Here is a 26,314-nt window from a genome sequence, read left to right as displayed (position 1 = left end):
GCCACGCAAGCTAGAGCGCGCCTGTTAGAACAAAGCGCTGCCCGTGACAAGGGGAGATGCCGGCGATGCGGTGCAGTATCGCAACATCCCGGCGCATCGCACCCTGCCCTGGTCACAGCGCGTCCCGGGGGCCGCTTTGCATCTTAATCCTTTGTGAAGCTGCCCTGTGCAATGTGCGCGCATGTAGGAGAATTCGTTTGCAACAGAATCTGACCAACGCGGTAGAAACCAACCGTTTCAAGCTAGAAGAGCTGTTTTTCTCACGCACCGACACCCGCGGCGTCATCCGCTCGGCCAACGAGGTCTTTCGCCATGTGTCTTTCATGGAGTGGGACGAGCTTTTGGGCGCGCCGCACAAGGTCGTCCGGCATCCGCAGATGCCACGCGCCGTCTTCCGGCTGATGTGGTCGACGCTGCAGTCGGGCAAACCCATCGGTGCCTACATCGTCAACAAGGCCAAGGACGACACCTGTTACTGGGTCTTCGCGGTCGTGATGCCGATTGATGACGGCTACCTGTCGCTGCGCCTGAAGCCGGTCTCGACGCGGTTGGAGCAGATCAAGGCGCTTTATACCGATCTGCGCGCCGCCGAAGACAGTGGCGATATGTCCGTGGAGGAAAGCGAGGCCCGGTTGCTGGATGCCACCATCGGGTCAGACTACACAGACTACGATGACTTCATGACCGATGCCCTGAGCGGGGAGATGATGGCACGTGCCGAAGGGCTGGAGCGGGGGCGTGTTACAAGCCTTGATGCCTTGAAAAAGATTCAGACAGCCGTCCAGTCCGTCGGTCAGGACGCGCAGACGGTCGGTGCTCTTTTTGAACGGAGCCGCCAGATCCCCTTCAACATGCGGCTTCAGGCGGTCAAGATCGAGGGGCGTGAGGGACCCATCAGCGTGATTTCCGGCAATCACCAGACCATGACCCAGAACCTCGATGAACAAGTCAGAAAGCTGCGAACCGCAGCGGAGCTTGGTGCAGGCCCGATCCAGGAAACCCGGTTTTACACCGGCACCATGTTGTTGATGGAAGAGGTGCGTCAGCAATTCGATCAGGAAACCACGACCGACAAGGAAAGACGTGCCGCTGACCAAGACGCGCTGGCTGTATTATATACGCAATACAGTGAGCAGGCCAAAGCCGCCGTGTTCCGCACAGCGGAACGCGCCTCTGACCTCGCCAACCTTTGCAAGACATTTCGGCGCGCCCTTTCGGCGTTGGAGATGACACGCATCATGTGCAACATCGAGCAATCCAAGCTGTCAGGCGACACCGCAGGGCTGAATGATATCGCCAGCCAACTGCTGTCGATCGAAAAGGACCTGTCGAAGGTCCTTGCGCGGATTGAAGCCTCTGTCTCTGAAATTCTGGCGGCTGCCGAATTGCTGCAGGGAGGATCCCGCAAAGCCGCCTGATCAGGAACACTCTGATGCAGCAAACCAGCTCACCCGGCGCGCAAGACGCCCAAAAAGACAACTGATCTCGCCATGACGTGCCCCACCCCTCGGGCGCGGCGGCAATCGCCCTCTAAAGCCGCGACCCCTCATCCAAAGAATGAAGCGGCGATCTGCCAGGCACACAATACCGATGGTGCATCACCGCCTGTTGCCGGGCACGCAGGCCTGCAACGCTACTCCGGGTCGGTGTTAAAGATCAGCCGCTCATCACAGGGCGCCACGCGCAGAATATTCGTGGAGCCGGGCACGTTGAACGGCACGCCAGCCGTGACGACGATCTGATCGTTGGTCTCCGCATAGCCCTGGCGCGTCGCCGCCCGGGCCGACGCCACCACCGCCAGCTTGAAACGATCCAGCTTCTCGGTCATCACGCAATTGATCCCCCAACTCAGGGTGAGCCGTCGCGCCGTGCTGCGCAGCGGGGTCATCGCCAGGATCGGAACCCGCGGGCGTTCACGCGCGGTCAGGGACGCGGTCGTGCCACTTTGCGAAAAGCAGCAGATCGCCTTGATCTCGGTCTTCTCCGCAATCTCCCTTGCGGCGGAGACGATGCCATCGGCGATGGTGATGCCCGCGGTCTCGCGCGAGGATTCGATGATCTGCCGGTACGTGGGATCAAGCTCGACCTCGGTTGCCACGTTGTTCATGGTGGTCACTGCCTCCACCGGGTAGGCGCCCGCAGCCGATTCCGCCGAGAGCATCACCGCATCAGCGCCCTCGTAGATGGCTGTCGCCACATCCGACACCTCCGCCCGCGTCGGCATCGGGCTTTCGATCATGCTTTCCATCATCTGGGTCGCGACAATCACCGGCTTGGCGGCCCGACGGCAGCGACGCACCAGCCGCTTCTGGATGGGCGGGACGTTCTGAACCGGCAGCTCCACCCCGAGGTCTCCGCGCGCGACCATGATGCCGTCGCTGACCGCCAGGATGTCATCGAAGTTGTTCACCGCCGCCGGCTTCTCGATCTTGCTGAGGATCGCGGCGCGACCGTTCGCCAGATCCGAGGCTTCCAGCACGTCTTCCGCCCGCTGCACGAAACTCAGCGCCAGCCAATCCACCCCAAGCTCGCAGACAAACTCCAGATCCTCGCGGTCCTTGTCGGACAACGCCGCCAGCGGCAACACGACGTCCGGCACGTTGACGCCCTTCCGGTTCGAAATGACGCCGCCCGCAATCACCGTGCAATCGGCGAAATCGGGTCCGCAGGCCTCGACCTTCAACCGGATCTTGCCGTCGTTGACGAGCAGATGGGCCTCCGGCTTCAGCGCCGCAAAAATCTCCGGATGCGGCAGGCATACGCGGGTGGCATCCCCGATGGCTTCATCGAGATCGAGGCGAAACGCGGCACCTTCGTCGAGCATCTCGCCCTCGTCATTGCCGAAGACACCCACGCGCAGCTTCGGCCCCTGAAGATCGGCCAGAATACAGATGCTGCCGCCGGTCTCCTCCTCGATCTGCCTGATGATCCGGTGTTTCTCACGGATCTCCTCGTGGCTGCCGTGGCTCATGTTGAGCCGGAACACATCGGCACCGGCGAGATGGAGCGCGTGGATCATCTCATAGGTCTCTGATGCAGGGCCAAGCGTGGCCACGATCTTCACATTGCGCGAGCGTCTCATCGTCCGTATGCCCCCTTGAGCAGTTACCGCTAACGGTTTTGCCCACCTTATGTCCCATGATTTCAGGCGGGGCAACCACACGCTGCAGCGGCGAATCGGATTGGGCCCACAATCACCGTCAAGCCGCCCAAGAAGCGATCAGCGGGGCTGTTGACAGCCCGTGGTTCGATCCCAATCTAAAGAGGAGGTGAGAAAAGGAGGCCAATGATGCCCAGCCAGACCGAGATCGAACTACAGGCAGCCGCTTTCCGGCGTCTTCAAAAGCATCTCATGGAAGATCGGACAGATGTTCAGAACATCGACCTGATGAATCTGGCCGGGTTTTGTCGCAACTGCCTCAGCCGCTGGTATCAGGAAGCCGCCGCCAGCCGCGGCATCGAGATGAGCAAAGACGAAGCGCGCCGCCTGTTCTACGGAATGTCGATGGAGGACTGGAAAGCCAACTACCAGACAGACGCCTCCCCCGAACAGCGCGACACGTTCAAGACCGCCTTTGCGGAAAACGTGGGCAAGGGCTGACGCTGCCCGGCGGCAGGCCATGGTACCTGTCTTGCCGCCAGACCTTCTTGTTATGCAGACTTTCTGACGTGGTCGGTTGCAGCGCAGCGATACCGGCACATCCACGTCTAAACCAAGGGCAGCTCCGAAGGCCCAATGATGCTGTTATCGGCAAAGACCATTTTCTGACTGCGCGGAGGTGACTAGTCTGGCGCATACGTGGCGACCGTCCCATGTCCTCTCGCTCGACGGCGCTATCGCGATCCGCCTGATCTCTCGCACCGGGCGGCGCTCAGCGGACCCCTGACGTCTAGGGTGATGACGGCGAGCCGCACCCCCGGGCCAACGGCGTTCTGTCGGGTTCCTTGCGCCAGCGCTGTCGCGATCAACATGCAAAGCCCCCTGACCGATCACCCCCCCATCGCACTGGTCTTGCGAAACGGATGCACGAGACCGGGCGAGAACCTCTCCGACAATAGCTGCCGTTTTCTTACGCATCCCGGGATGACGTTACGGAGGCCTGACCGTGGTCGGGGGAGCGAATCGTTACGAAACTGTTAACGTCTGCCCATAAGCCAGAATGGCACAGGACGATCCACGGGGATGTCCGGGGTTTTAGAAGGAACTTTTTTCATGCTCGCAGCCGGTGATATCGCCCTGATTGGTCTGACATCCGACAATCCAGATGATTTTGCTTTCGTCCTCCTGTCGCCCGTTGCGGTGGGCACGGAAATTCTCTTTACCGACAATGGCGTGCAGGCGGACGGCAGCTTCCGCAGCAACGAAGGCGTGCTGCGCTGGACCGCGCCCGCCGATCTGGCCGCGGGCACCGTCGTCTCGCTTCTGGGCAATGCGGAGGCGTTCACCGCGGTGAGCGGCAGCTTTGCCCTTTCTGCCAGCGGCGATCAGATCACCGCCTACCAGACCGACGGCACCGGTGCTGCGACCTTTCTGTACAGCCTTCAGGGCAACAGCACGGTCTTCGAGGCCGATGCCACCAGTTCCAACACCACCGCCCTTGCCCCGGGTCTGACCGAAGGCACCACCGCCGTGGCCATCGGCGCCTCCGCCACGCAGGAATTCGACAACATCCGCTATCAGGGACCCACGGGCGGGACCCGGGCGGAGCTGCTCGCCGCCATCGGCGATCCCGCCAACTGGGCGGGAGCCGACGTCACCGCTGATCTGCCCGCGCCCGTCAGCGCCTTCACCGTCACGCCCGCGGATGCGAGCCCCACTCTCCAGGTCACCGAGATCTGGCCCGGGCAAAGTGGCACGGATGTCACCGAAGACTGGTTCGAGATCACCAACACCGGCACCACCACCTGGACGCGCGCCGACAATGGTCCGCTGTTCTACGACGACGCCTCCGCGGATGCGGCTGTGGCAGATGAAATTCAGGGGCTGACCAGCCTCGCGCCCGGTCAAAGCGCCATTGTGGTCGTGGGCGTGGCTGCCGATGCGGCAGAGTTCACCGAGGTCTGGCAGCAAGCCATCGACCTCAGCGGCGTCGAGGTCGGATATGTGGACGGCGCAGGCCTCGGCGGCGACGGCGATGCGGTCACCCTGTGGCTGGGCGATCCCGACCTGGGCGGTGCGCTGCTCGACAGCGAAGCCTACCCGGACACCGCCGGCAATGACGCGGCCTCCTACGATGTGGACGCCGGTGCCTTCAGCCAGCCCGGCAGCGGCGGCGCCGTGACCACCCTCGCCGAAGGCGGCAGCGCGGGCGACACCCCCGCCGTGGGCTCGCCCGGCAACGGCGCCGCGATCACGCCGCCCCCCACCTCCGATTTCACGCTGGAGCTCTTTCACTTCGCCGATCAGGAGGCGGGCATCCCAGCGCTGGAGGACACGCCCAACTTCTCCGCCGTACTGGCAGCGCTCAAGGCGCAGGATCTGGGCGACGACGGCATCGAGGACAACACGCTGGTGCTCTCTTCCGGCGACGCGATCATCCCGGGCGTGTTCTTTGATGCCTCGGATCCCGTCTTTGGCGGCGCGGGCCGGGGCGACATCCTTATCCAGAACGAACTGGGCGTGCAGGCCATCGCCCTGGGCAACCACGAATTCGACCGGGGCACGGCTGCCCTGGCGGATCTGATCGCGGCGGACGGCGACTACGCCGGTGCGCTCTTTCCCTACCTGTCGGCCAACCTCGATGTCTCCACAGATGCCGATCTTGCCCCGCTGGAGGTCGCAGGCGGTGCTGCGCCGCTGGCCAACAGCATCACCTCCTCCGTGGTGATCGACACTGGCCCCACGGCCGAGAAGATCGGCGTCATCGGTGCCACCACCCCCCTGCTCGCCAGCATCTCCTCCCCCGGCGGTGTGACCATCGCGCCCGGCAGCTTCGACGGCGTGCCGTCGGAAGCACAGCTGGACGCGCTGGCCGCCGAGATCCAGGCGGAGGTCGATGCGCTTCTCGCCGCCACCCCCGGCCTCGACAAGGTCATCCTGCTGTCGCACATGCAGCAGATCAGCATCGAAACGGCGCTGATCCCCCGCCTTTCGGGCGTTGATATCGTGGTCGCGGGCGGCTCCAACACCCGGCTCTTTGACGACACCGACACGCCGCGCCCCGGTGACAGCGACCAGGGTCAGTACCCCACCTTCCTGCAGGACGCGGACGGCAACACCACCGCGCTGGTCAACACCGACGGCAACTACACCTACGTGGGCCGCCTGGTGGTGGATTTCGACGCCGACGGCCATGTGATCGCGCAAAGCTACGATGCGGAGGTCTCCGGCGCTTATGCCACAGATGACGCGGGCGTCGCGGCGCTGAACGCCGAAGGCCTGATCGACCCCGAAATCCAGGCCATCGTCGACGATCTGCGAACAGAGATCCTCGCCACTGAAAGCAACGTCTTCGGCGTCTCGGATGTCTTTCTCAACGGCACCCGCGGATCCGTCCGCACCGAGGAAACCAACCTCGGCAACCTCACCGCAGACGCCAACCTCGCCGCGGCCAAGGCGGTGGACAGCACCGTGCTGGTCTCGCTCAAGAACGGCGGCGGCATCCGCAACGACATCGGCCAGACCGTCGTGCCGACGGGCGGGTTCGAACCCGTGCGCCTGCCCAACGAAGAGATCACCGACGCCGATGGCACTGTGATCAAACCGCAGGGCGGCATCTCCCAGACCGACATCACCAATGCGCTCAGCTTCAACAACGGGCTGACGCTGGTGACGGTGACGCGCGCCGAGCTGGTGGCCCTGCTGGAGCATGGTCTGGCCGCCTCCTCCCCCGACGACGGCAATACCCAAGGGCGCTTCCCGCAGGTGTCGGGCGTGCAGTTCAGCTTCGATCTGACGCTGCCGCCGGGCGCGCGCATCGTCAGCGCCGCCATCACCGATGCGCAAGGCACCGATATCGACGTGCTGGTGCGCGAGGGCGCATTGCAGGGCGACGGTGCCGCCGAGATCCGCATGGTCACGCTGGGCTTTCTGGCCGGTGGCGGTGACGGCTATCCCTTCCCCGATCTGGCCGAGGCCCGCGTCAACACCGTCTCGTTGGTCGATGACACCGCCGCACCCGAGGACCGCACCGGCGTCGCCACCTTTGCCGCGGACGGCAGCGAGCAGGATGCGCTGGCCGAATATCTCGCCGCGAATTTCGCCACACCCGAGACCGCTTTTGACGCCGTCGATACCGACCGCGATCAGGACGCGCGCCTGCAGAACCTCGCCTTCCGCGAGGACACGGTGATTGACGCGAGCACCGGCGCGCCGTCCGAGTTCACCTACACCCAGAGCTTCGAGGCGGAGGCCACCGGCGCGCGCTACACCGACACCGGTGACCCGCTGGTCGACCACGATCTGGTCAATAACCCGGGCGAATCTGCGGTGGATTCCACCGCCTCCGGCATCGCGCTCAACGGCACGCTGGCCTTTGACGCAACCTACGAGAATACCCGCGACGGCACCGGCCTGACAGACGGCGATTTCGTGGGCGTCTCCAGCTTCACCGGCACCGTCGGCAGCTATACCGACGGCACCCAGGGCTACCAGTTCAACGACACCGATGGGCGCATGATCACCACCTTCGAGGCGGTGGACAGCTCCGCGGCGGGCGAGGTGCAGGTCTCGCTCGACCTCTTCATCCAGTCCGACGGATACGAGGACGACGACACCGTCGAGATCCGCGCCGTGGTCGAGGGAGGCGACGACGTGGTGCTCTTCTCCGCCTCGGGCGACGCGCTGGAGGACGTGGCCGGCAGCTGGATCAACCTCAGCGGCGTGGTCGCTGCCGATGCCACCTCGGTTCAGCTCGTGGCGGCGGTCGATACCAATTCAGGCTCGGAAAGCGCCTATATCGACAATATCGAGATCACGACCGATTTCATCCCCACACCGGTGCTGCCCGATGCCTTCGGGCTGGAGCTCACGGCGCTGGATACCGAGCACACGGGCGGGGCGGAGATCGTGGCCTTTGACAGCGGAACGGACCGCGCCTTTGTCACGTCGGGCGACGGCATCACGGTTTTGAACGCCGAAAACCCTGCCAGCCTGGCGATCCAGATCCTGCTCACGCCGGTCTCCAATGGCGCGGGTGATAACGCGGTCACCTCCGTCAGCGTGGCAAACGGCATCCTCGCCGCGGCCGTCCCCGGCGCGGATCCGCTGCAACCGGGTCAGGTGTTCTTATACGACACCGGCACGCTCGACTTTCTCGGGGCGGTGACCGTGGGCGCGCTGCCCGACATGCTGACCTTTGACGCCACGGGCAGCTATCTGCTCGTCGCGAATGAGGGTCAGTCGGCTGGTGATGAAAACGAACCGGGTGCGCTGCCGAACCCCGCAGGCTCTGTCTCGGTCATCGCGGTCAACACCGCCGATCCCGCGGCTTCCACCGTCACCACGCTGGGCTTCGACCACCCTTCGCTGACGGCAGAGACGCTCGCCGCCGCGAGCGTGCGGATCAACGGGCAGGCACCGTCCGTCGCCGCGGATATCGAACCGGAATACATCACCATCGACGGCACCACCGCCTATATCGCGTTGCAGGAGAACAACGCCGTTGCGGTGATCGAGGACATCACCAACCCCGGCGGTTTCACCATCGACACGGTGATTGGCCTCGGCACCAAGGATCATTCCGCCTCCGGCAACGGCCTCGACGCCTCCAACCGCGACGACGGCATCAACATCGACACCTATGACATCCGCGGCCTCTACATGCCCGACGGCATGGCCTCTTACACGGTCGCCGGGCGCAAGTATTTCGTCACCGCCAACGAGGGCGACGGCCGCGATGTGGATGAAAGCCGCGGTGCGGATCTGGTGGACGGGGATCTGACGAACGGCGAGGTGGATGCGAATATCTCCGCCGAGCTGCGCGCGCAGCTCGCCGACGATGCCCAGCTTGGTCGGCTCAAGTTCTCCAATGTGGACGGCGACACCGACGGCGATGGCGACATCGACGTGCTCCACAGTTTCGGCGCACGCTCCTTCACCATCTTCGACGACGCAGGCAACGTGGTCTTCGACAGTGGCGACGACTTTGCCCAGATCATCGCACGCGAGGCACCCGAGGTCTTCAACTCCAACGGCACGGCGGACAGCTTCGACAGCCGCTCCGATGACAAGGGCGCAGAACCTGAATCGGTGGTAATCGGTGAGATCGGCGGGCGCAGCTTTGCCTTCGTCGGGCTGGAGCGCGCGGGCGGCGTGATGGTCTACGACATCTCCGACCCGTCGGATGTGGACTTCATCACCTATGTCCGCACCGAAGGCGACATCGGCCCCGAAGGCCTCGCCTTCATCTCCGCCGCCGACAGCCCCACGGGCGGCCCGCTGCTTGCCGTGACCAGCGAGGTCTCGGGCACGCTGACCTTCTATGACGTCAGCGTCGCCGAAGACATCACGCTGATCAGCGAAGTCCAAGGCGACGGCGCGGCCAGCGCACTGGTGGGCGAGACCGTCACCATTCAGGCCATCGTCACAGCGGATTTCCAGTCAAACGGCTTTTCCACGGGCGATCTGGGTGGTTTCTTCGTGCAGGAGGAGATGATCGACTATGACGCCTCCTCCCTCACCTCCGAAGGCATCTTCATTGCAGACGGTGCCACCCCGCTGCTGAACGTCGCCGTGGGCGATCTGGTCACCATCACCGGCACCGTGGCAGAGGACGGCGGGCGCACCCAGATCAACGCCGATACTGTGACCATCGAAGCCTCCGGCCAGACCCTGCCGGACGCCACCGTGGTGGACTTCGGCCCCGATATGTCGCCCAACCTCGAAGCGGTCGAAGGCATGATCGCGGTGATCGAAGAGATGATCGTGACAGAGCTCTTCGATCTCGACCGGTTCGGCACGCTGACCGTGGCGGACGAACGCTTTGCCCAGTTCACCCAGAACAACGCCCCCGATGCCGAAGCCTTCGCCGCCTATGTCGCCGAGGTCGAGGCGCGCTCCATCACCATCGACGATGGCCGCCTCAGCCAGAACGACTTCGACATCCGCATCCCCGACGGTGACGACGGGCTGCTGACATCCGCTGACAACTTCCGCATGGGAGACACGCTCTCCAACATCACCGGCGTGGTGGATTTCGATTTCGGTGAATACCGGCTGCAGGCGCCGGATGCGGAATACACCCCCACCAACCCGCGCCCCGAGACGCCAGAGGATACCGGCGGCAACTTCAAGGTCGCCAGCCTCAACGTGCTCAATTACTTCACCACGCTGAATGACGGCGCCACCACAACCAGCATTGGCGCAGGCCCGCGCGGCGCCAATACCCAGGCGGAACTCGACCGCCAGACCGAAAAACTGGTCGAAACCATCACCGCGATGGACGCCGATGTGGTGGGTCTGATCGAGATCGAGAACCACGTCTCCTCCGCGCCGCTGGCCTCCCTCGTGGCGGCGGTCAATGCAGCACTGGGCAGCGAGGTCTACGGCTTCATCAACACCGGGCAGGTCGGCACGGATGCCATCACCAACGCGGTCATCTACAAGCTGGAGACCGCGAAACCCGTGGGCACCCTCGACATCCTCGATGACGACAGCTTCGTCGATCCGCTGAACAGCCCGCGCGACGGGCTCAACCGCCCTGCGGTCACCCAAAGCTTCGAGCATATCGACAGCGGCGAGGTGCTCACCGTCTCCGTCAACCACCTCAAATCCAAGGGCTCGCTCTCGGGCCTTGCGGTGGACGAGGATCAGGGCGACGGCCAGGGCAACAACAACGCCACCCGCGAAGAGGCCGCCAAGGTCCTTGCCGCCCATCTGGAGACCGATCCCACCGGTGTCGGCGACGGCGACGTGCTGATCATCGGCGACATGAACGCCTACGCCCAGGAGGATCCGATCACCGCACTGGAGGACGTGGGCTATACCGATATCGCCTACGATGCTCTGGGCGAGGACGCCTATTCCTACGTCTTCGACGGTCAGACCGGCACGCTCGACTACATCCTCGGCAAGGGCGGCATCCTGGAGGATGTCACCGGCGTCACCGAATGGCACATCAACGCGGACGAGGCCGATGCCGTCGACTACCAGCTGGAGATCCGCAACAACGCGGGCACCGTGACCTTCGGCACCCGCGATCCGGCGATCTTTGACGGCGACACGGCGGCGCGCAACTCCGACCACGACCCGGTCATCGTCTCCTTCCAGTTCGACGCCCCCGTCAACCTGGTCGAAGGCACCACCGGCAGCGACCGTCTCATCGGCACGGACGGGGACGACCGCATCGAGAGCGGCGCGGGCCGGTACGACCGCGCGGACGGGGGGGCCGGTGCAGACACCTTCGTCTTCGGGGCAGAGACACAGAACGGCGCGCGCGAACAGGACTTCATCACCGGGTTCGATGCCACAGAGGACAGCCTGACCCTCACCGACGGCACCGAGATTGCCAGCATCCGCGAGCTGTCTTTTGGCCTGCGCATCATTTTCGAGGGCGACAACGACAGTCTCATCCTTCAGGGCAGCGGGCTGACAGCGGACAGCCTGACCATCCTGGTCGAAGACAGCCCCCTCGCCTGATCCAAATACATTCTGAAAGGACCACCATGTACAGATCCCTCAAAACCGCTTTCGCAGGCCTCGCCCTGCTGATCGGCGCACACGCAGCCTCCGCCAAATCGCTCGACCTCGTGGGCAGCGGGCCCAGCCTGAGCATCGGCGCCATTTCCATTGACTACTTCGAGAACGCGGCCTCCGACACAAGAAGCTTCATCGGGATCGCCCCGATCACCGGCGGCGACGGTGTCGCACTCGGCACCGCACCATCTCTGTTTTTCACCGCGACAACCGGGCTGAGCGATCCCTTCGCCATCGACTTCGGTACGCTCGACGCCAGCGGTGACCCAAACGGAGATTTCCTGGTGCTAGGTGATTTCGTGGATTTCGGCTTTACCGACACCACGCTGGAGTTTCTTTTTGACACGATCGGAGGCCGCGCCGCGGGCGACTTCGGCAGCCAGGTCCTGCTGGAATTCACCATCGCGGCCAACAGCGGCATCACCCTGCTGTCGGGTCTCTTCGACGGGGCGTTTCCCGCAGGTACGGCAACGATCACCGGCAACCTCGCCCCGGTCAGCCCGATCCCCCTGCCCGCAGGTCTGCCCTTGCTGCTCGCGGGGCTTGGCGGTCTGCTCGTGCTGCGCCGTTACAGCTAACAGCCCCCGGCCCACAAGACACCGGTCCCCCGTGGGGCCGGTGCGCTTTTAAGGCTTCCTTCTGGACAAGGCCCGGAGCAGCCCGTAAAAAATCCGTATTTACAAGGATATGCTTTATGACCCGTTCTGCCTTGCTTTTGCCCGCAGCCCTTCTCATCGCTGCCTGCGCCCCCCTGCCGGAGCCCGATCCGGACGGCACCTGGAACGTTCAGGCCATCTGCTCCCCCCGGAGCCCGCTCGGCGACACCACGCTCACAGGCGTTGCCCGTGTGACAGAGACCAGCCCGAACGAATTCGTCGGCCGCTACGAAAACAACCTCGGTCAGAAAAACCGCCTCGCCGCAACGCTAGCAGGGGATACGCTGAAGGTGAACATGAACTGGGTCGGTAGCGGCTTCAGCCAAGTGGTGCTGACCCGAGAGGGCACCAGCGATGTCTTCACCGGCACCGACAGCGGCTGCGACGTCACCGTGGAGAAATAACGCAGGATCACTCCCGTACCACGGGCCCCCATCCGGGATAGCGCCCGGTCTCCTGCTCCGCGGCCATCAGCTGGCTGCGGCGCTTGCTCAGGGCCGCGTCCTCCTCCATCAGCCCGGCCATCTTCATCTGCAACCACAGCTGCAGGATCCGGTTCAGCCGCGCCTGATACCCCTTGCCCATGCCGCGAAACAGCTTGGCCACCGACTGATCGAGGTAGAGCGTAATCTTTTCCTTGGGCTCGTAACAGTCGATATCGGCTTCGACCGTATGCCAGGCCTCGGGCAGCTCCGCGCGCATCTCCTGCAGTGGCGGACTGTCCTCGTCCTGCACCCAGAGGTGATACATCAGCCGTCGCCGGGCGAGCCTTTCGGATTTCGTCATCTGTGCCATGGCGGGCCTCCTTTCGGCATTGATCCTGCCGCAAACCTCTTAACACCGCCCAAGCGCACCGCGCGCGGCACACCGACGTCATACCGACGCTGTACCGACGTGATACCGCCGCCGCACCGACGGCACCACAGGACAGGCCTGCCGACGCCCGCTTTGCGGGAGGCGGCGAGCCACCGGAGCCCCGATCGGTACCCCTGTTTACGGTCCCGTCGCTTCGTGGGACTTGTCCAAAAACTGCCGCTTGAGGATGGCCCCAAAGGCATGGGCCGATTTCTCTGTCGCCTGTCGTCCCGCCACGAAGTACCCGAACTCGATTGTCAAATGTTGCTCCCACGGGACCAGGGCAATCCCTTCCGCAAGCTCGGGATCGAGAGACACCGGGTCAGCGAAGGCAAACCCAAGCCCGCGGTGCACCAGTCGGTACGCTGCCGTGCCCACCGACACCTCATATGCCGGTTTGCCCAGGCCTGCGACCTCACGGTCAATGAGACGGCGAAGCACGGTTGTCTCATCAAGGGCGATGTAGGGCACACCGCGCAAATCCTTGGGGCTCAGGATGCTGCGCGATGCGAGCGCGTGTTCGCGCGGCAGCGCGATGCACAGTCTGGTCGCCCCAAGCGAGACAGGGTCAAGCTTTTCCACCGGCAACGGCAGGGCCGACACACATAGATCAAACCGTCGGTGCATGATCCGCCGTCCAAGATCTCTTCGCAGCATGATCTCCAGTTTGACCGGCTGATCGGGGTGGGCCACCGCGAACTCCGCGATGGCCGGCAGCACAAGACCATTTGCAATGCGCGTTTGGGACAGGATCCGAAGCGGGCTGCGAACGTCCCGTTTCATCTGGGCGAAGACCGCGGGCAGATCATCAATCTGGGCAAGCAAACTCAGCGCTTCAGGATAAAAGGCCTCCGCTTGTGGCGTGGGGATCAGGCGTTTTTGATCGCGGCTGAACAGGCTGACATCGAACTCCTGCTCCAGCAAGGCAAGCTGCCGACTTGCGGCAGACTGGCTGAGGTGCATGCGTTCTGCGGCACGCACCAGCGTGCCCTCCTCCATGACATACACGAAAATGCGCAAGGACCGCGGGTTCATCGTTCTACTTTTTGGATTTATAGATGCGTTAATTGCGTTTTTTATACGCTACCTGCTTTGCTAAGTTCCAGTCAGAATTCGAACGGCGCCCGGAAAAGAGGGAGTGCCGACGTCCGAGGGGAGGACATTATGAACAGACGGAACTTCATCAAAACAGGCCTGTCAGCATCTGCCTTGCTGACCGCAGGCCCAGCACTGGCCGAATGGGCGCCGCGCCGCCCCATCAATGCAATTCTGCCCTACTCCGCCGGTGGCGGCACCGATGCCCTGGCACGGGCGGCGGCGGCCTCGGCCGAAGGTATTCTTCCGGTCCCGCTCGTGATCGTGAACAAGCCGGGCTCGTCGGGTATCACCGGCGCCACCGAAGCAGCCGCTGCGCGGCCAGATGGCAATACGGTCATGGTGACATCCTCGGGGTCGTTCCTGCTGACGTCCATGCTCCGCGAGACGGATGTCAACCCGTTCGACAGCTTTGAGATCATTGCACAAATCGGCAACCTGACACCGGCGGTCATTGTCCCGGCGAGCAGCCCGTTTCAAAATGTTCAGGATCTGGTCGACGCCGCAAAAGCCGACCCCGGATCGCTCAGGTGGGCGCACAACGGGCGCGGCGGCTTCCATCAGATGGCAGGCCAGAGCTTCCTCAACCACAACGATCTGGAGGCGCAGGACGTGCCGTTCAAGGGAGGCGGTCCGACACGCGCCGCCGTGATCGGCGAACAGGTCGATTTCGCCTTCGTCGGCATCCAGCAGGCCGCCGGTTTCGAGACGGAGTTGCGCGTCCTGGCCTTGGCCGCACCGGAGCGGGATCCGATCCGCGATGACGTCCCGACGCTGGCAGATCTGGGTTTTGACTACGTTGCTGTCTCGTCCCCCATCGTGTTCTTCGCGCCCAAGGGGACTGATCCGCAGATCGTCAGCGGCATGGAAGCGGCATGGAAAGAGATCACCGAGACCCGGCAATTCGCCGACCTGATGCGCGAGCGTGGTAACGTGCCTGCCTTTTTGAACGGTGCCGACACCTAAGCGCGGTTGCGTCAGATGCAGCAAGAAAGCCAACCGGTGATCGACGCGCTGAAAGTGCAGGGATAGCCGGGAAAAATCACGAGCGACCGCCGTCGCGCAAACCGAAGGTCGCTGGTCATTTGCGAGAGCGGTAAAACCTATCTTCCGGGTTGGCTCCGGACCGATACTTGCCCGACCGGGGTCGCAAATCGTCGGGGCGACCGATGGCCTTCGATGTTTGCAAAGTGCCACAGATTTGGTCATTTTGCGTGTCATGGACTTCTTGACAGTCACCCACAACAGCTTCCTCATCATAATGTCCTGCGTCGTTGCGATGGTTGCCGGATTTACCGGGTTGTCCCTGACCCGCGACCTCTCCGCAAAACCGGTGTTTCAAAAGAAACTGTCCATCGCATTGGCAGCAGTGGCCTTGGGCGGCGGTATCTGGGCCATGCATTTTGTGGCCATGTTGGGCCTCGAACTGCCGATCCTGTTTTACTATGATGCGGCGATCACGCTCGTCTCGGCGTTGACGGCGATCCTGCTTGTGGGCGGGGCGCTGATCCTGCTGCATTTCACCAAACGAACGCCCCGGATCATTGCCTTGGCCGGTGGCATCGTTGGCGTCGGCATCTTGGTGATGCATTACATCGGGATGGCCGGGCTGGAGCTGTGCCGCGCGGTCTATTCACCCATCGGGGTGCTGCTGTCGTCGGTTGCGGCCATTGGCCTGTGTATGCTCGCCTTTGGTATCGCCTACGGCCAGCGCACCAACCGCAACATACTGCTGGGTACGCTGTGCTTTGCGGTTGCCGTTTGCTCGGTCCATTTCTTGGCGATGGCCGGGACAAACTTCGTGCCGGAGCCGGTGACATCTGACTTTGGTCCGATGATGAGCAACGAGACCCTTGCGCTTGGGGTCATCTTCTTCAGCTTTGTGATGTTCGGGGCGTGTTTGTGGGTGAGTATCACCTATCTTGCACCCCAGGACGCCAATGGACCCGACCCGGAGGCCGAAACACAACCGGGCGCCATGAGCCTGCAAATTCCGTGTGAACGCGACGGGGCCAAGGTGTTCATCCGATCAGACGAGATCTCGTTCGTGCGCGCCGACGGCCATTACACCCAAGTCTACACCACAGCGGAGCGTCTGTTCTGCGCCTGGCCTGTAACGGAGGCGTCAAAACGGCTTTTGCCGCTTGGCTTTCTGCAAACGCACCGAAGCTATCTGGTCAATCCCAAGCGGGTCACGCGGTTCGAGCGGACCAAAGACAAGGGTCGGTGCATCTTTGAAAGCGATCAACTGCCGCCCGCGCCGGTCAGCCGCTCAAAGCTGAAGATGATTCAGGACGCGTTGGCGGCGCAGGTCGGCGCAATTCGTGCGTGATCGCGCGCATTTGGTGCAAAAGACCGGTGTTTCATTGATTTTCTGAAGCCACCGGACACCGCTCAGGGCAATCTCTTGGCCAAGCAAGAATAATCGCTTTCAGGGAGGAAAAGCCGATGATTCCAGCGGCATTTGAGTATTACCGACCCAAGGACATGGCTGGTGTGTTGTCTCTGCTCGAAGAGCATGGCGATGACGCGCGTGTCATGGCAGGCGGGCACAGCCTGATCCCCATGATGAAGCTGCGCATGGCGGAGGTGCCGCACCTGATCGACCTGCAGGATGTTGGCGGGATGACCGGCATCGAGGTCGGAACCGACACCATTCGCATCGGCGCCATGGTGACCCAGGCCGCTATCATCGATCACGCAGCGCTGGCTGTGGCCGCGCCCATCCTGCGCGAGGCTTCTCTGCAGATCGCGGACCCGCAGGTCCGGTATATGGGTACTGTCGGCGGCAATGTGGCGAACGGTGATCCGGGCAATGACATGCCGGGGCTGATGCAATGCCTCGACGCAACCTTTGTCGTCGTCGGCCCGGAGGGTGAGCGCAGCATTCCGGCCCGTGATTTCTACGAGGCGGCCTATATGACCGCCCGCGAGGATGATGAGGTGCTCACCGCTGTCACGCTTCCGACGCCGAAAGGCGGTCACGCCTATGAAAAGCAAAAGCGCAAGATCGGGGATTATGCGACAGCGGCCGCAGCGGTTCAGATCGTCAAGGAGGCTGGGGCCTGTGCAAGCGCCTCCATCGCGATGACAAACCTGAGCGACACGCCAGTGTTTTCCGAGGCCGCTGGCGCGGCGCTCGTGGGGTCGACGCTGGATGAGGCCGCCTTGAATGCCGCGGTCGCCGCCATGCTGAACGACATCGATCCGAGCGAGGACAACCGCGGACCCGTCGCTTTCAAAAAACATGTGGCTGGCGTGATTCTGCGGCGCGCGGTTACGCGTGCCTGGTCCCGGGCATAAGGAGGATTTCAAGTGTCGAAGAAACAGCAATACGCCCTGACGGTGAACGGCAAGCAGGAGGAGTTCCTCGCCGAACCCCGCGAACTGTTGATCTATACCCTGCGCGAGCGGCTGAACATCACAGGCCCGCACATCGGCTGCGAAACCTCCCACTGCGGGGCCTGCACCGTCACCATCGACGGCAAGTCGGTCAAGGCCTGCACCATGTTCGTCGCCCAGGCGGATGGAAAGGACATCACGACCATCGAAGGGATTGGTGGCCCGGACGATCTGCATCCGCTGCAAACAGCGTTCAAGGAGCACCACGGGCTGCAATGCGGCTATTGCACGCCGGGCATGATCACCCGTGCGGCCAAGCTGCTTGAGGAGAACCCCACCCCCACCGAAGAGGAAATCCGGTTTGGCATGGCAGGCAACATCTGCCGCTGCACGGGGTATCAGAACATCGTGAAATCCATTCAGGCCGCAGCCACCGAAATGTCCGCCGCCAAGGAGGCCGCAGAATGAAAGATGAAGTCACCCGCGAAGAGCGCGTCGATAACCTCAAGGGCATGGGCTGCTCGCGCAAGCGTGTCGAGGATGCGCGCTTTACCCAGGGCAAGGGCAACTACGTCGATGATCTGAAGCTGGACGGCATGCTGTTCGGTGACTTTGTCCGCTCCCCCTACGCACATGCGCGGATCAAGAGCATCGACACCGCCGCAGCGCTTGAGGTGCCCGGCGTTCTGGCGGTGCTGACAGCCGCCGATCTTGAGCCGCTTGGCCTGCACTGGATGCCGACGCTGGCAGGCGACAAACAGATGGTACTGGCCGATGGCAAGGTCTTGTTTCAAGGGCAGGAGGTTGCCTTTGTCGTGGCCGAGGACCGCTTTGCCGCCGCGGACGGGATCGAACTGGTTGAGGTCGACTACGAAGATCTGCCGGTGCTGGTGGATCCGTTCGAGGCGCTGACATCAGATGTGGTCCTGCGGGAGGATCTGGTGGCCGAAGACGGCACGTTGCCGGACGGTGCCCACGGTCCCCGCAAACATGCCAACCATATCTTTACATGGGAGGCCGGTGACAAGGCACCCACCGCAGAGGTCATCGCCAACGCAGAGGTCGTGGCCGAGGAATCCATGTATTACCACCGCACGCACCCCTGCCCGCTGGAGACCTGCGGCTGCGTGGCCTCGATGGACAAGGTCAACGGCAAGCTGACGCTGTGGGGCACATTCCAGGCGCCGCACGCGATCCGCACGATCGTGTCGCTGATTTCCGGTCTGGAGGAACACAACATCCGCGTCATCAGCCCCGACATCGGCGGCGGCTTCGGCAACAAGGTGGGGGCCTATCCCGGGTACGTCTGCTCGGTCGTGGCCTCCATCGTCACGGGCAAGCCCGTCAAATGGATCGAAGACCGGATGGACAATCTGATGACCACCGCGTTTGCGCGCGACTACCATATGACCGGCAAGATCTCCGCCACCAAGGAAGGCAAGATCACCGGTTTGCAGTGTCACGTGACGGCGGACCACGGCGGGTTCGATGCCTGCGCGGATCCCACGAAATTCCCCGCCGGGTTCATGAACATCTGCACCGGGTCCTACGACATCCCGACGGCCTATCTGGAGGTCGACGGCGTCTATACCAACAAGGCCCCCGGCGGCGTCAGCTATCGCTGTTCCTTCCGGGTGACGGAAGCTGTGTATTTCATCGAACGCATGATCGAGGTGCTGGCGATCAAGCTTGACATGGACGCAGCAGAACTGCGCCGGATCAACTTCATCCGCAAGGAGCAGTTCCCCTATACTGCGGCGCTTGGCTGGGAGTATGACAGCGGCGATTATCACACCGCCTGGGACAAGGCGCTGAAAGCCGTTGACTACGACGGCTTGCGGGCCGAACAGGCCCAGCGTGTCGCGGACTTCAAGGCGGGCAAAACCCGCAAGCTGATGGGCATCGGTCTGAGTTTCTTCACCGAGATCGTGGGCGCCGGACCAGTCAAGAACTGTGACATCCTCGGCCTTGGCATGTTCGACAGCTGCGAGATCCGCATTCACCCCACAGGATCGGCCATCGCTCGGCTGGGCACTATCAGTCAGGGACAGGGGCATGCGACCACCTTTGCCCAGATCCTGGCCAGTGAAATCGGCCTGCCCGCCGACAGCATCACGATCGAGGAAGGTGATACCGATACCGCCCCCTACGGTCTGGGCACCTACGGATCACGCTCCACACCCGTGGCCGGGGCTGCGACCGCAATGGCGGGCCGCAAGATCCGGGCCAAGGCACAGATGATCGCGGCCTATCTGCTGGAGGTCCACGATGACGACGTCGAGTTCGACGTGGACCGTTTTGTCGTCAAGGGTGCGCCTGAGCGGTTCAAGACCATGAAGGACATTGCCTTTGCCGCCTATAATCAGGCAATCCCGGGGATTGAACCGGGGCTGGAGGCGGTCAGCTACTACGACCCGCCCAACATGACCTATCCCTTTGGTGCCTATGTCTGCGTGATGGACATCGACGTGGATACCGGCGTGCCGGAGATCCGCCGCTTTTATGCGCTCGATGACTGCGGCACCCGGATCAATCCGATGATCATCGAAGGGCAGGTACATGGTGGCCTCACCGAGGCGCTGGCCGTCGCTCTGGGTCAGGAGATTGCCTATGACGACATGGGCAACTGCAAGACGGGCACGCTGATGGATTTCTTCCTGCCCACGGCCTGGGAAGTGCCCAACTACGAGACGGATTTCACCGTCACGCCGAGCCCGCATCACCCGATTGGCGCGAAGGGTGTGGGCGAAAGCCCCCATGTGGGCGGGGTGCCGTGCTTTTCCAACGCGGTGCAGGATGCCTTCCGGCCGTTTGGCAACACCCACACCAACATGCCCCACGACCACTGGCGGATCTGGAAGACCGCCAACGCACTGGGCCTGCACGGTTGAAGGACCGGCGGGCTGAGGTAGCCCGCCAACGGAGCGTATGATGACCTGGACTGATCTCAAGACAGCTCTGGCCGGTGAGGGCTATGTCGCATCCGACGACCTTGCCGTCGCGCTGCACCTGTCCCTGTCGCTGGGCCGACCACTGCTGCTGGAAGGGGCCGCCGGCGTTGGCAAAACAGAGATCGCCCGGACCTTGGCGCAGGTGCAGGGGACGCGCCTTATCCGGTTGCAGTGCTACGAAGGTCTGGACGCGTCGCAAGCGATCTATGAATGGAACTACCAGCGCCAGTTGCTCACGATCCGTGCGGCCGCCGAGGATGGCGAGACGGGCAAAGCGGTGGAGGATCGCATCTTTTCGCGCGATTTCCTGTTGGAGCGTCCTCTGCTGGCCGCGATCACCCAGGACGTGGCACCGGTGCTGCTGATCGATGAGATCGACCGCGCCGATCAGGAATTTGAGGCCTATCTGCTCGAAATTCTGTCCGACTATCAGGTCTCCATCCCCGAGCTAGGCACGATCGCGGCCACGACGCAGCCCATCGTTATCCTGACCTCCAATGGCACGCGCGACCTGTCGGACGCTTTGCGGCGGCGCTGCCTCTATACCTATGTGGCCTATCCCGATCAGGCGACCGAACTGGCGATCCTCAAGGCGCGCTGCCCCGAGGTTGAGGCGCGGCTGGCGGCGCAGATCGTAGGCTTTGTGCAAAGACTGCGTGAGGAGGAGCTGGAAAAGACGCCCGGCATCGCAGAGACGCTGGATTTTGCGGCGGCCCTCATGGGGCTGGGCATTGCCGATCTGACAGATGACCCTGCGGTGCTGCAATCAACCCTGAGCACGCTCTTAAAAACGCAAAGCGATCACGCCCAGATCACGCCGGAGGTAACCGGTCGTCTTGCTGGCAGGGCGGCATGAGCCGTGTGACGAAATTTGCGGCACGCGATCCGGGTCCGGCGGCCCGCGTGGCAGGCTTTGTCGCGCATCTGCGTGCCAACGGCCTGAGACTGGGTGTGGCGGAGGTTGATGTCGCCATGGCCGCACTTACCCACGTGAGCGCCATTCACCCCGATGCGTGTCGCCGCGCGTTGCGGGCGGTCTGTACCGGATGCCAGGAAGAGGCCGAGCGCTTCGACGATCTCTTCGATAGCTACTGGATGGACATGGGCCGCGTCCGGCAAAAGGTCGCCCCGACCACCGCAGCACCGGGCAGCGATACCGTCCATTCTTCGCGCGACGCTCAAGGTCAGGACGCGGGCGCTGCGGGTGCTGCCACAGCGCCTGAGACCGAGAGCGGAGAGGCCGACAGCGATACGACCAGCAAGCTGATCGCCACCGCTCAGCGCAACCTGAACCGCCGCGATCTGCGCGATCTGGTGCGTCCCGAAGAGATTGCCGAAGCGGAAGTCGTTGCGCGCCGGATGGGGGCTGCTTTGCGTGACCGCAGATCTCGTCGCCGGATCGCGGCGCGCAAGGGAGACAGGCTGCATTTTCGCAAAACCATTCGGCGCAGCCTGTCGACGGGAGGAGAGCCTGTGCGGCTCTTGCGCAGGAAACGCCCCGACCGCGCCCGCAAGATCGTCGCATTATGCGATGTCTCGGGGTCGATGTCAGTCTACGCGCGGATATTTCTGGCCTTTCTGGCCGGATTAATGCGGTCGGATGATACTGCGGATGCCTACCTGTTCCACATCCGGCTCGTGCGGATCACCGAGGCGCTGCGCGACAAGGATGCAATGCGCGCGATTGGTCGGATGTCGCTCATGGCCGATGGCTTTGGCGGCGGCTCGATGATCGGACCGTCCCTGATGCGTTTTGCCGATACCTACGCCAAGCGTTTCGTCGATGGGCGCAGCGTGGTCCTGATCCTGTCGGACGGCTATGATACGCAAGCACCGCAAATGATCGGCGAAGCGCTGGCAAAGCTGCGCAAACGCGGCTGCAAGGTGATCTGGCTCAACCCCCTGAAGGGCTGGGTGGATTATGCCCCGGTCGCCGCCGGAATGGCAGCGGCGCTGCCGCATCTCGATCTGTTCAAAGCAGCCAATACGCTCGGCGACCTTGCCGCCTTGGAGCAGGAGTTGACGGCGCTATGACCCCAGCCGAAATCCTCTCAACCGATCTGGCCGAGGCGGCACAGGCCTTGCGGGCCAGGGACGAACCCTTTGCCTTTGCCACCATCGTGCGCACAGCGGGATCCACCGCGGCCAAGCCCGGCGCCAAGGCATTGTTGAGCGCGGATGGCACGATCCTGCAGGGCTGGCTTGGCGGCGGCTGCACGCGGGGCGCGGTCAAGCGGGCGGCGCAGCAAGCCTTGCGGGATGGCACGCCCCAGCTTGTATCGGTCGCACCCGAGGACCTGCTCGCCGAAAAAGGTGTGAGCGTGGGGGATGAGGTGGACGGCACCCGCTTTGCCCGTAATGGCTGCCCCTCACGCGGGACCGTCGATATCTTTATCGAGCCTTGCCTGCCACTGCCGCAGCTTGCGGTGATCGGGGCGTCGCCCGTCGCGCAGGCCCTGAGCAGCCTCGCGCCCGAATTTCACTGGTTGATCAGCGCCAGCCTGACCGACGCCAAGCCCTTGCAACCGCTCTACGTCGTCGTTGCCACGCAAGGCCAGGGAGATCATGAGGCCTTGAAGGCGGCACTGGCGCGTCCGACCCGTTACGTTGGCTTTGTTGGCAGTCGCAAGAAATACGCAGCGCTCGCCGAAAAACTGGCAGCCGGTGGGACCGACAGCACCGCGATAGAGGGCGTTCACGCGCCCGCGGGCCTCGATTTGGGGGCCGTCACCCCAGAAGAAATCGCGCTGTCGATCCTGGCCCAGCTCGTTCAGGTACGCCGCGCGGCAGCAAAGCAAACCGGTGCGTAAGGTTGGCGCGATCATTCTGGCGGCGGGTCTGTCCCGCCGTATGGGACAGCGGAACAAGCTGCTCCTGCCGGTCCGCGGTATGCCGATGATCCGGCATGTGGTGAAAACCTATCGCGCTGTGACCTCTGGCCGGGTTCTGGTCGTGACGGGTTTCGAGGCACCCGCGATCACCGCGGCGCTTGACGGTCTCGATACGCGGATCGTCCACAACCCGGACTTTGCCGATGGGCAGCAGACGTCTGTGACATGCGGATTGCGCGCAGCGGAGAGCTGCGAACAGATGCTGATCGGGCTGGGCGATCAACCCGCACTCACGCCCGACGACCTGCGCCTTTTGTTGGCGGCGCAGACCGATACGGACCCGGCGCGCATCTCGATCCCTGTCCGCTGCAACCAAAGGGGTAATCCGATTGTAGTGACCCGCGCCTTGCACGCGCATCTGCTGGCAAATCCCGTATCGCCCGGATGCAAGACCTTCATCCGCGACCACCCAGAACAGGTCCAGTTTCACAGCCTGCCCTCGCCGGGATTTTACGCGGACGTCGACACACCGGAGGCCTACAACGCCTTCGTCACCGCAGATTTAAAGGAGGTCCTATGAAAGCGCTAAGGAGGCTCTTCACCAGCATACGTTGCAAATGGGTCCTGACGCCCGACCAAGCCGATCATCTGGCCACACTCAAATTCTCCTGTTGCTGAAAAGGACATCACATGGAACTCGCCGACGAAATCACCATCAATGCCTCCAAGGAGCGGGTTTACGCGGCCCTGAACGACCCGGACGTGCTTCAGAAATGCATCCCCGGCTGCGAAGACCTTATCAAGCACTCGGATACGGAACTGGAAGCCAAGGTGGTCCTGAAAATCGGCCCTGTGAAGGCCCGGTTCAGTGGCGACGTGCAACTCGATACCGAAGGGGCACCGGACGCCTTTTCCCTGACTGGTCAAGGCAACGGCGGTGCGGCGGGCCACGCCAAGGGCGGTGCGGACGTCACACTGACAGCCGATGGCCCCGACACGACGATTTTGCGCTATGAGGCAAAGGCGGATGTCGGTGGCAAGCTCGCGCAGTTGGGCAGTCGGCTGATCCAGAGCACGGCCAAAAAACTCGCGGCAAAGTTCTTTAAGTCCTTCGCTGACGTTGTCAGTGAGGATGTCACCGCCTGAGCCGCATCGCGGGTTCCGGGCGTATGTGGGGCCGCATTGTCACGCAGCCGAGGACGTTATAACAGACCATCGCTTTGCGTTGAGCCTGTTTCCATCCAGAGAAAAGCGAACCGCGAAGGCAATCTGCGCTCTCGCATTGTTGGATGAAACGGACCGTATGACCGGCTCCTTGGCGAAAGACTGCCTTGCGCAAGGTAGTCAGTGCCGCGTGTTGGATGCCTTGCACAAGACATTGTCGAGGTTCTCGCGGCAAGCGGCAATTGAGTACCCGCTTCGATTACGTTCATCTTGTCGCAAAGCGGATATCAGGCCGAGGTACGCTGATGAGCGGCTCTGGCTGCTGCAAGACGACCGCAACCGAGCGCCGGTTTAGCACGGTCATCGGAATGGCTGGAGTTGGATGCGCGCGTGTCATTATCACGCACCGTACAATCTGTTGGTTGGGCGATCTTTCGATCCCTTAACCATGCTTGGCCAAGAGAGCGGTAAGCCCATTTCGGTGGAGAGACGCCCGGGCATCGGCATGACCAGTTTGCTCCACAAGTTACACCAGAGGTGCGTTTGTTCGAGTTCTGGCGCGACTAGATCGTCCCTGGTTCAGAGGGGGCGCATCCATATTATTGTTCCGGGTGGCGGCCGGCCCGAGGACGGCACAAGGTGGGTTGCGTGCAAACCGGGGGGCTTTCCGAATGGCTGCGTGTTGTCGCGGTTGGTCCGGCGACTGTTTCTGGACGGGCCGTTGGCCCTGCTCCGTTCCGGGGCGCCGAGGTTCTTCGAAGATCTTGCGGGATTGGCAGACGCCAGCGCCTTCGCCGAATGACCAGCCCCGCCACGCAAGATGGACCGGGGCGGCTATGCCAAGCCACCCTTCAACGGGCCAGCGGCCTTGTTGATCTACCTGTCGCGCTGCACCCACCGCGTCGCCGTCTCCAACCATCGCCTAGTCCAAGCTGCTGCCGACACAATAGCGTTCCGTTGGAAGGATCACAGGGCCAAGCGCAGGGATCCACTGCCCGGTAGGGCATTGCGTCCCGAGAGGGGATGAAGGCGATGCGGCTGCCAGCCTTCGAACCTATCCATCGCTTTGTGATGCATGTCCTCCCGGACCTGTTCCATCGCATCCCGTCAAAGCGAACATCGAGCTTGTGCGTTTGCTGAATCACCGTAGCAGCGGCTCAGTATTCTATTCAGTGAGTGTTGGCGTTGTGGGCCGTCTATCGACTGACGATGAAATCGACACATGCCGCGATGTGCGCAGTAGTTGTAGCTGCGATAGGTAAGTCGGGTAATGGTTCCCCAATTCCAGCATCGGTAGCTCATTGCGATCCAAGGTGACCGCGCCGACGCAGTTCTCAGTTGCAGCTTGCATGATAGCGCCGCCAATTCGCTTTCGCGTAGCCAATTCCGAGTTTCCTTTGGAAAGCTCGCAATAGTTGATGTCATGTTTAGGCGACTGATCTTCTTCGGGTTGAATCGACAGCTCCGTTTCGCAGGGCAACTTCTTTTCAATTTGTCCGGAGTAACAATCTTCTCGTGCAACATAGTTGGTTCCCAGCAACACAGGTTTCTTGCACCTGTGGACTTTACCGCATCACCCCGAGCATCGCGAATATCCTCAAACAGAATGGAAACCGCATGTTTGATCAGGCCAGCGACTTTGTGCATCTTGCTGCCGGTAACTGGGCGGTTAGGTTCACAGCGATGGTCTGCGACCATTCTTGCGCTGTTGATCCTCCCCCACTGGAGTGGTCCTCCGCTATGTTTAGGAAAACGGAGGAATACCATGGCAAACAAGCGACCAAA

At 62.7% G+C, this 26,314-nt stretch carries 18 protein-coding genes and 1 pseudogene; 16 read left to right on the top strand and 3 right to left on the bottom strand.

What is annotated here, in order from left to right; translation table 11 throughout:
* Window positions 1-197 precede the first annotated feature (197 nt).
* Window positions 198-1,418 (top strand): hypothetical protein, encoded by a 1,221-nt coding sequence (locus Q1A53_RS03740; protein WP_299963123.1) that lies wholly within the window; start codon window positions 198-200, stop codon window positions 1,416-1,418.
* Window positions 1,419-1,633: 215 nt separating this feature from the next.
* On the opposite strand, the gene pyk is transcribed toward Q1A53_RS03740, so the two are convergent.
* Complete coding sequence (gene pyk / locus Q1A53_RS03735) at window positions 1,634-3,082, bottom strand: pyruvate kinase (RefSeq protein WP_299963121.1); 1,449 nt, start codon at window positions 3,080-3,082, stop codon at window positions 1,634-1,636.
* 207 nt (window positions 3,083-3,289) lie between these two features.
* On the opposite strand from pyk, the gene Q1A53_RS03730 reads away from it, so the two are divergent.
* The 4 genes from Q1A53_RS03730 to Q1A53_RS03715 all read left to right on the top strand — a co-directional run bounded on the left by Q1A53_RS03730 (window position 3,290) and on the right by Q1A53_RS03715 (window position 12,695).
* Window positions 3,290-3,601, top strand: coding sequence for a DUF1244 domain-containing protein (locus tag Q1A53_RS03730; protein ID WP_299963118.1), 312 nt, complete (start codon window positions 3,290-3,292; stop codon window positions 3,599-3,601).
* A 612-nt stretch (window positions 3,602-4,213) separates the two neighbouring features.
* Window positions 4,214-11,578, top strand: a complete 7,365-nt coding sequence (locus tag Q1A53_RS03725) for an ExeM/NucH family extracellular endonuclease (RefSeq protein WP_299963116.1) — start codon at window positions 4,214-4,216, stop codon at window positions 11,576-11,578.
* A gap of 26 nt (window positions 11,579-11,604) precedes the next feature.
* Window positions 11,605-12,213 carry a VPLPA-CTERM sorting domain-containing protein gene (locus Q1A53_RS03720; protein ID WP_299963114.1) on the top strand — a complete coding sequence of 203 codons (609 nt, stop codon included), beginning with the start codon at window positions 11,605-11,607 and terminating at the stop codon, window positions 12,211-12,213.
* Window positions 12,214-12,329: 116 nt separating this feature from the next.
* Window positions 12,330-12,695 (top strand): hypothetical protein, encoded by a 366-nt coding sequence (locus Q1A53_RS03715; protein ID WP_299963112.1) that lies wholly within the window; start codon window positions 12,330-12,332, stop codon window positions 12,693-12,695.
* A gap of 7 nt (window positions 12,696-12,702) precedes the next feature.
* Here Q1A53_RS03715 and Q1A53_RS03710 read toward each other — a convergent pair whose 3' ends face one another.
* Together Q1A53_RS03710 and Q1A53_RS03705 are read right to left on the bottom strand one after the other, a co-directional pair.
* Window positions 12,703-13,086, bottom strand: a complete 384-nt coding sequence (locus Q1A53_RS03710; RefSeq protein ID WP_299963110.1) for a BrnA antitoxin family protein — start codon at window positions 13,084-13,086, stop codon at window positions 12,703-12,705.
* Between the two features lie 198 nt (window positions 13,087-13,284).
* Window positions 13,285-14,181 (bottom strand): LysR family transcriptional regulator, encoded by an 897-nt coding sequence (locus Q1A53_RS03705; protein ID WP_299963108.1) that lies wholly within the window; start codon window positions 14,179-14,181, stop codon window positions 13,285-13,287.
* 129 nt (window positions 14,182-14,310) lie between these two features.
* Between Q1A53_RS03705 and Q1A53_RS03700 the strand changes: the two genes are divergently transcribed.
* The 11 genes and pseudogenes from Q1A53_RS03700 to Q1A53_RS03650 form a co-directional block, all read left to right on the top strand.
* On the top strand, window positions 14,311-15,207 hold the full coding sequence (locus tag Q1A53_RS03700) for a tripartite tricarboxylate transporter substrate binding protein (RefSeq protein ID WP_299963105.1): 897 nt from the start codon (window positions 14,311-14,313) through the stop codon (window positions 15,205-15,207).
* Between the two features lie 253 nt (window positions 15,208-15,460).
* Window positions 15,461-16,573, top strand: a complete 1,113-nt coding sequence (locus Q1A53_RS03695) for an MHYT domain-containing protein (protein ID WP_299963103.1) — start codon at window positions 15,461-15,463, stop codon at window positions 16,571-16,573.
* Window positions 16,574-16,689: 116 nt separating this feature from the next.
* On the top strand, window positions 16,690-17,544 hold the full coding sequence (locus tag Q1A53_RS03690; RefSeq protein WP_299963101.1) for a xanthine dehydrogenase family protein subunit M: 855 nt from the start codon (window positions 16,690-16,692) through the stop codon (window positions 17,542-17,544).
* Window positions 17,545-17,556: 12 nt separating this feature from the next.
* Window positions 17,557-18,051 carry a (2Fe-2S)-binding protein gene (locus Q1A53_RS03685; protein WP_299963099.1) on the top strand — a complete coding sequence of 165 codons (495 nt, stop codon included), beginning with the start codon at window positions 17,557-17,559 and terminating at the stop codon, window positions 18,049-18,051.
* Window positions 18,048-20,474, top strand: coding sequence for an aerobic carbon-monoxide dehydrogenase large subunit (locus Q1A53_RS03680; protein WP_299963098.1), 2,427 nt, complete (start codon window positions 18,048-18,050; stop codon window positions 20,472-20,474). The genes Q1A53_RS03685 and Q1A53_RS03680 overlap by 4 nt, the downstream gene beginning before the upstream one ends.
* A 40-nt stretch (window positions 20,475-20,514) precedes the next feature.
* Window positions 20,515-21,390 (top strand): MoxR family ATPase, encoded by an 876-nt coding sequence (locus Q1A53_RS03675; protein WP_299963096.1) that lies wholly within the window; start codon window positions 20,515-20,517, stop codon window positions 21,388-21,390.
* Window positions 21,387-22,568, top strand: coding sequence for a VWA domain-containing protein (locus Q1A53_RS03670; protein ID WP_299963094.1), 1,182 nt, complete (start codon window positions 21,387-21,389; stop codon window positions 22,566-22,568). The genes Q1A53_RS03675 and Q1A53_RS03670 overlap by 4 nt, the downstream gene beginning before the upstream one ends.
* The gene (locus tag Q1A53_RS03665; protein WP_299963091.1) at window positions 22,565-23,344 is read left to right on the top strand and encodes an XdhC family protein; all 780 of its coding nucleotides are present in this window, start codon (window positions 22,565-22,567) and stop codon (window positions 23,342-23,344) included. Before Q1A53_RS03670 ends, Q1A53_RS03665 begins: the two co-directional genes overlap by 4 nt.
* On the top strand, window positions 23,337-23,945 hold the full coding sequence (locus Q1A53_RS03660; protein WP_299963089.1) for a nucleotidyltransferase family protein: 609 nt from the start codon (window positions 23,337-23,339) through the stop codon (window positions 23,943-23,945). The genes Q1A53_RS03665 and Q1A53_RS03660 overlap by 8 nt, the downstream gene beginning before the upstream one ends.
* A gap of 110 nt (window positions 23,946-24,055) precedes the next feature.
* Window positions 24,056-24,511, top strand: a complete 456-nt coding sequence (locus Q1A53_RS03655; protein WP_299963087.1) for a CoxG family protein — start codon at window positions 24,056-24,058, stop codon at window positions 24,509-24,511.
* An 853-nt stretch (window positions 24,512-25,364) separates the two neighbouring features.
* Window positions 25,365-25,457, top strand: a pseudogene (locus Q1A53_RS03650) (transposase); the annotation flags it as partial.
* Window positions 25,458-26,314: the final 857 nt, after the last annotated feature.

This window comes from uncultured Roseobacter sp. (genome assembly GCF_947496515.1).
Taxonomy (GTDB): domain Bacteria; phylum Pseudomonadota; class Alphaproteobacteria; order Rhodobacterales; family Rhodobacteraceae; genus Roseobacter.
The sequence above is the reverse complement of the archived record's forward strand: the minus strand, read 5'-3'. Positions and strand labels throughout refer to the sequence as shown.

Bases quoted from the DNA above. Each gene is read 5' to 3' on its own strand.
- pyk (WP_299963121.1), bottom strand. From the start codon at position 3,082: ATGAGACGCTCGCGCAATGTGAAGATCGTGGCCACGCTTGGCCCTGCA.
- Q1A53_RS03730 (WP_299963118.1), top strand. From the start codon at position 3,290: ATGCCCAGCCAGACCGAGATCGAACTACAGGCAGCCGCTTTCCGGCGT.
- Q1A53_RS03725 (WP_299963116.1), top strand. From the start codon at position 4,214: ATGCTCGCAGCCGGTGATATCGCCCTGATTGGTCTGACATCCGACAAT.
- Q1A53_RS03720 (WP_299963114.1), top strand. From the start codon at position 11,605: ATGTACAGATCCCTCAAAACCGCTTTCGCAGGCCTCGCCCTGCTGATC.
- Q1A53_RS03715 (WP_299963112.1), top strand. From the start codon at position 12,330: ATGACCCGTTCTGCCTTGCTTTTGCCCGCAGCCCTTCTCATCGCTGCC.
- Q1A53_RS03710 (WP_299963110.1), bottom strand. From the start codon at position 13,086: ATGGCACAGATGACGAAATCCGAAAGGCTCGCCCGGCGACGGCTGATG.
- Q1A53_RS03705 (WP_299963108.1), bottom strand. From the start codon at position 14,181: ATGAACCCGCGGTCCTTGCGCATTTTCGTGTATGTCATGGAGGAGGGC.
- Q1A53_RS03700 (WP_299963105.1), top strand. From the start codon at position 14,311: ATGAACAGACGGAACTTCATCAAAACAGGCCTGTCAGCATCTGCCTTG.
- Q1A53_RS03695 (WP_299963103.1), top strand. From the start codon at position 15,461: ATGGACTTCTTGACAGTCACCCACAACAGCTTCCTCATCATAATGTCC.
- Q1A53_RS03690 (WP_299963101.1), top strand. From the start codon at position 16,690: ATGATTCCAGCGGCATTTGAGTATTACCGACCCAAGGACATGGCTGGT.
- Q1A53_RS03680 (WP_299963098.1), top strand. From the start codon at position 18,048: ATGAAAGATGAAGTCACCCGCGAAGAGCGCGTCGATAACCTCAAGGGC.
- Q1A53_RS03675 (WP_299963096.1), top strand. From the start codon at position 20,515: ATGACCTGGACTGATCTCAAGACAGCTCTGGCCGGTGAGGGCTATGTC.
- Q1A53_RS03670 (WP_299963094.1), top strand. From the start codon at position 21,387: ATGAGCCGTGTGACGAAATTTGCGGCACGCGATCCGGGTCCGGCGGCC.
- Q1A53_RS03665 (WP_299963091.1), top strand. From the start codon at position 22,565: ATGACCCCAGCCGAAATCCTCTCAACCGATCTGGCCGAGGCGGCACAG.
- Q1A53_RS03655 (WP_299963087.1), top strand. From the start codon at position 24,056: ATGGAACTCGCCGACGAAATCACCATCAATGCCTCCAAGGAGCGGGTT.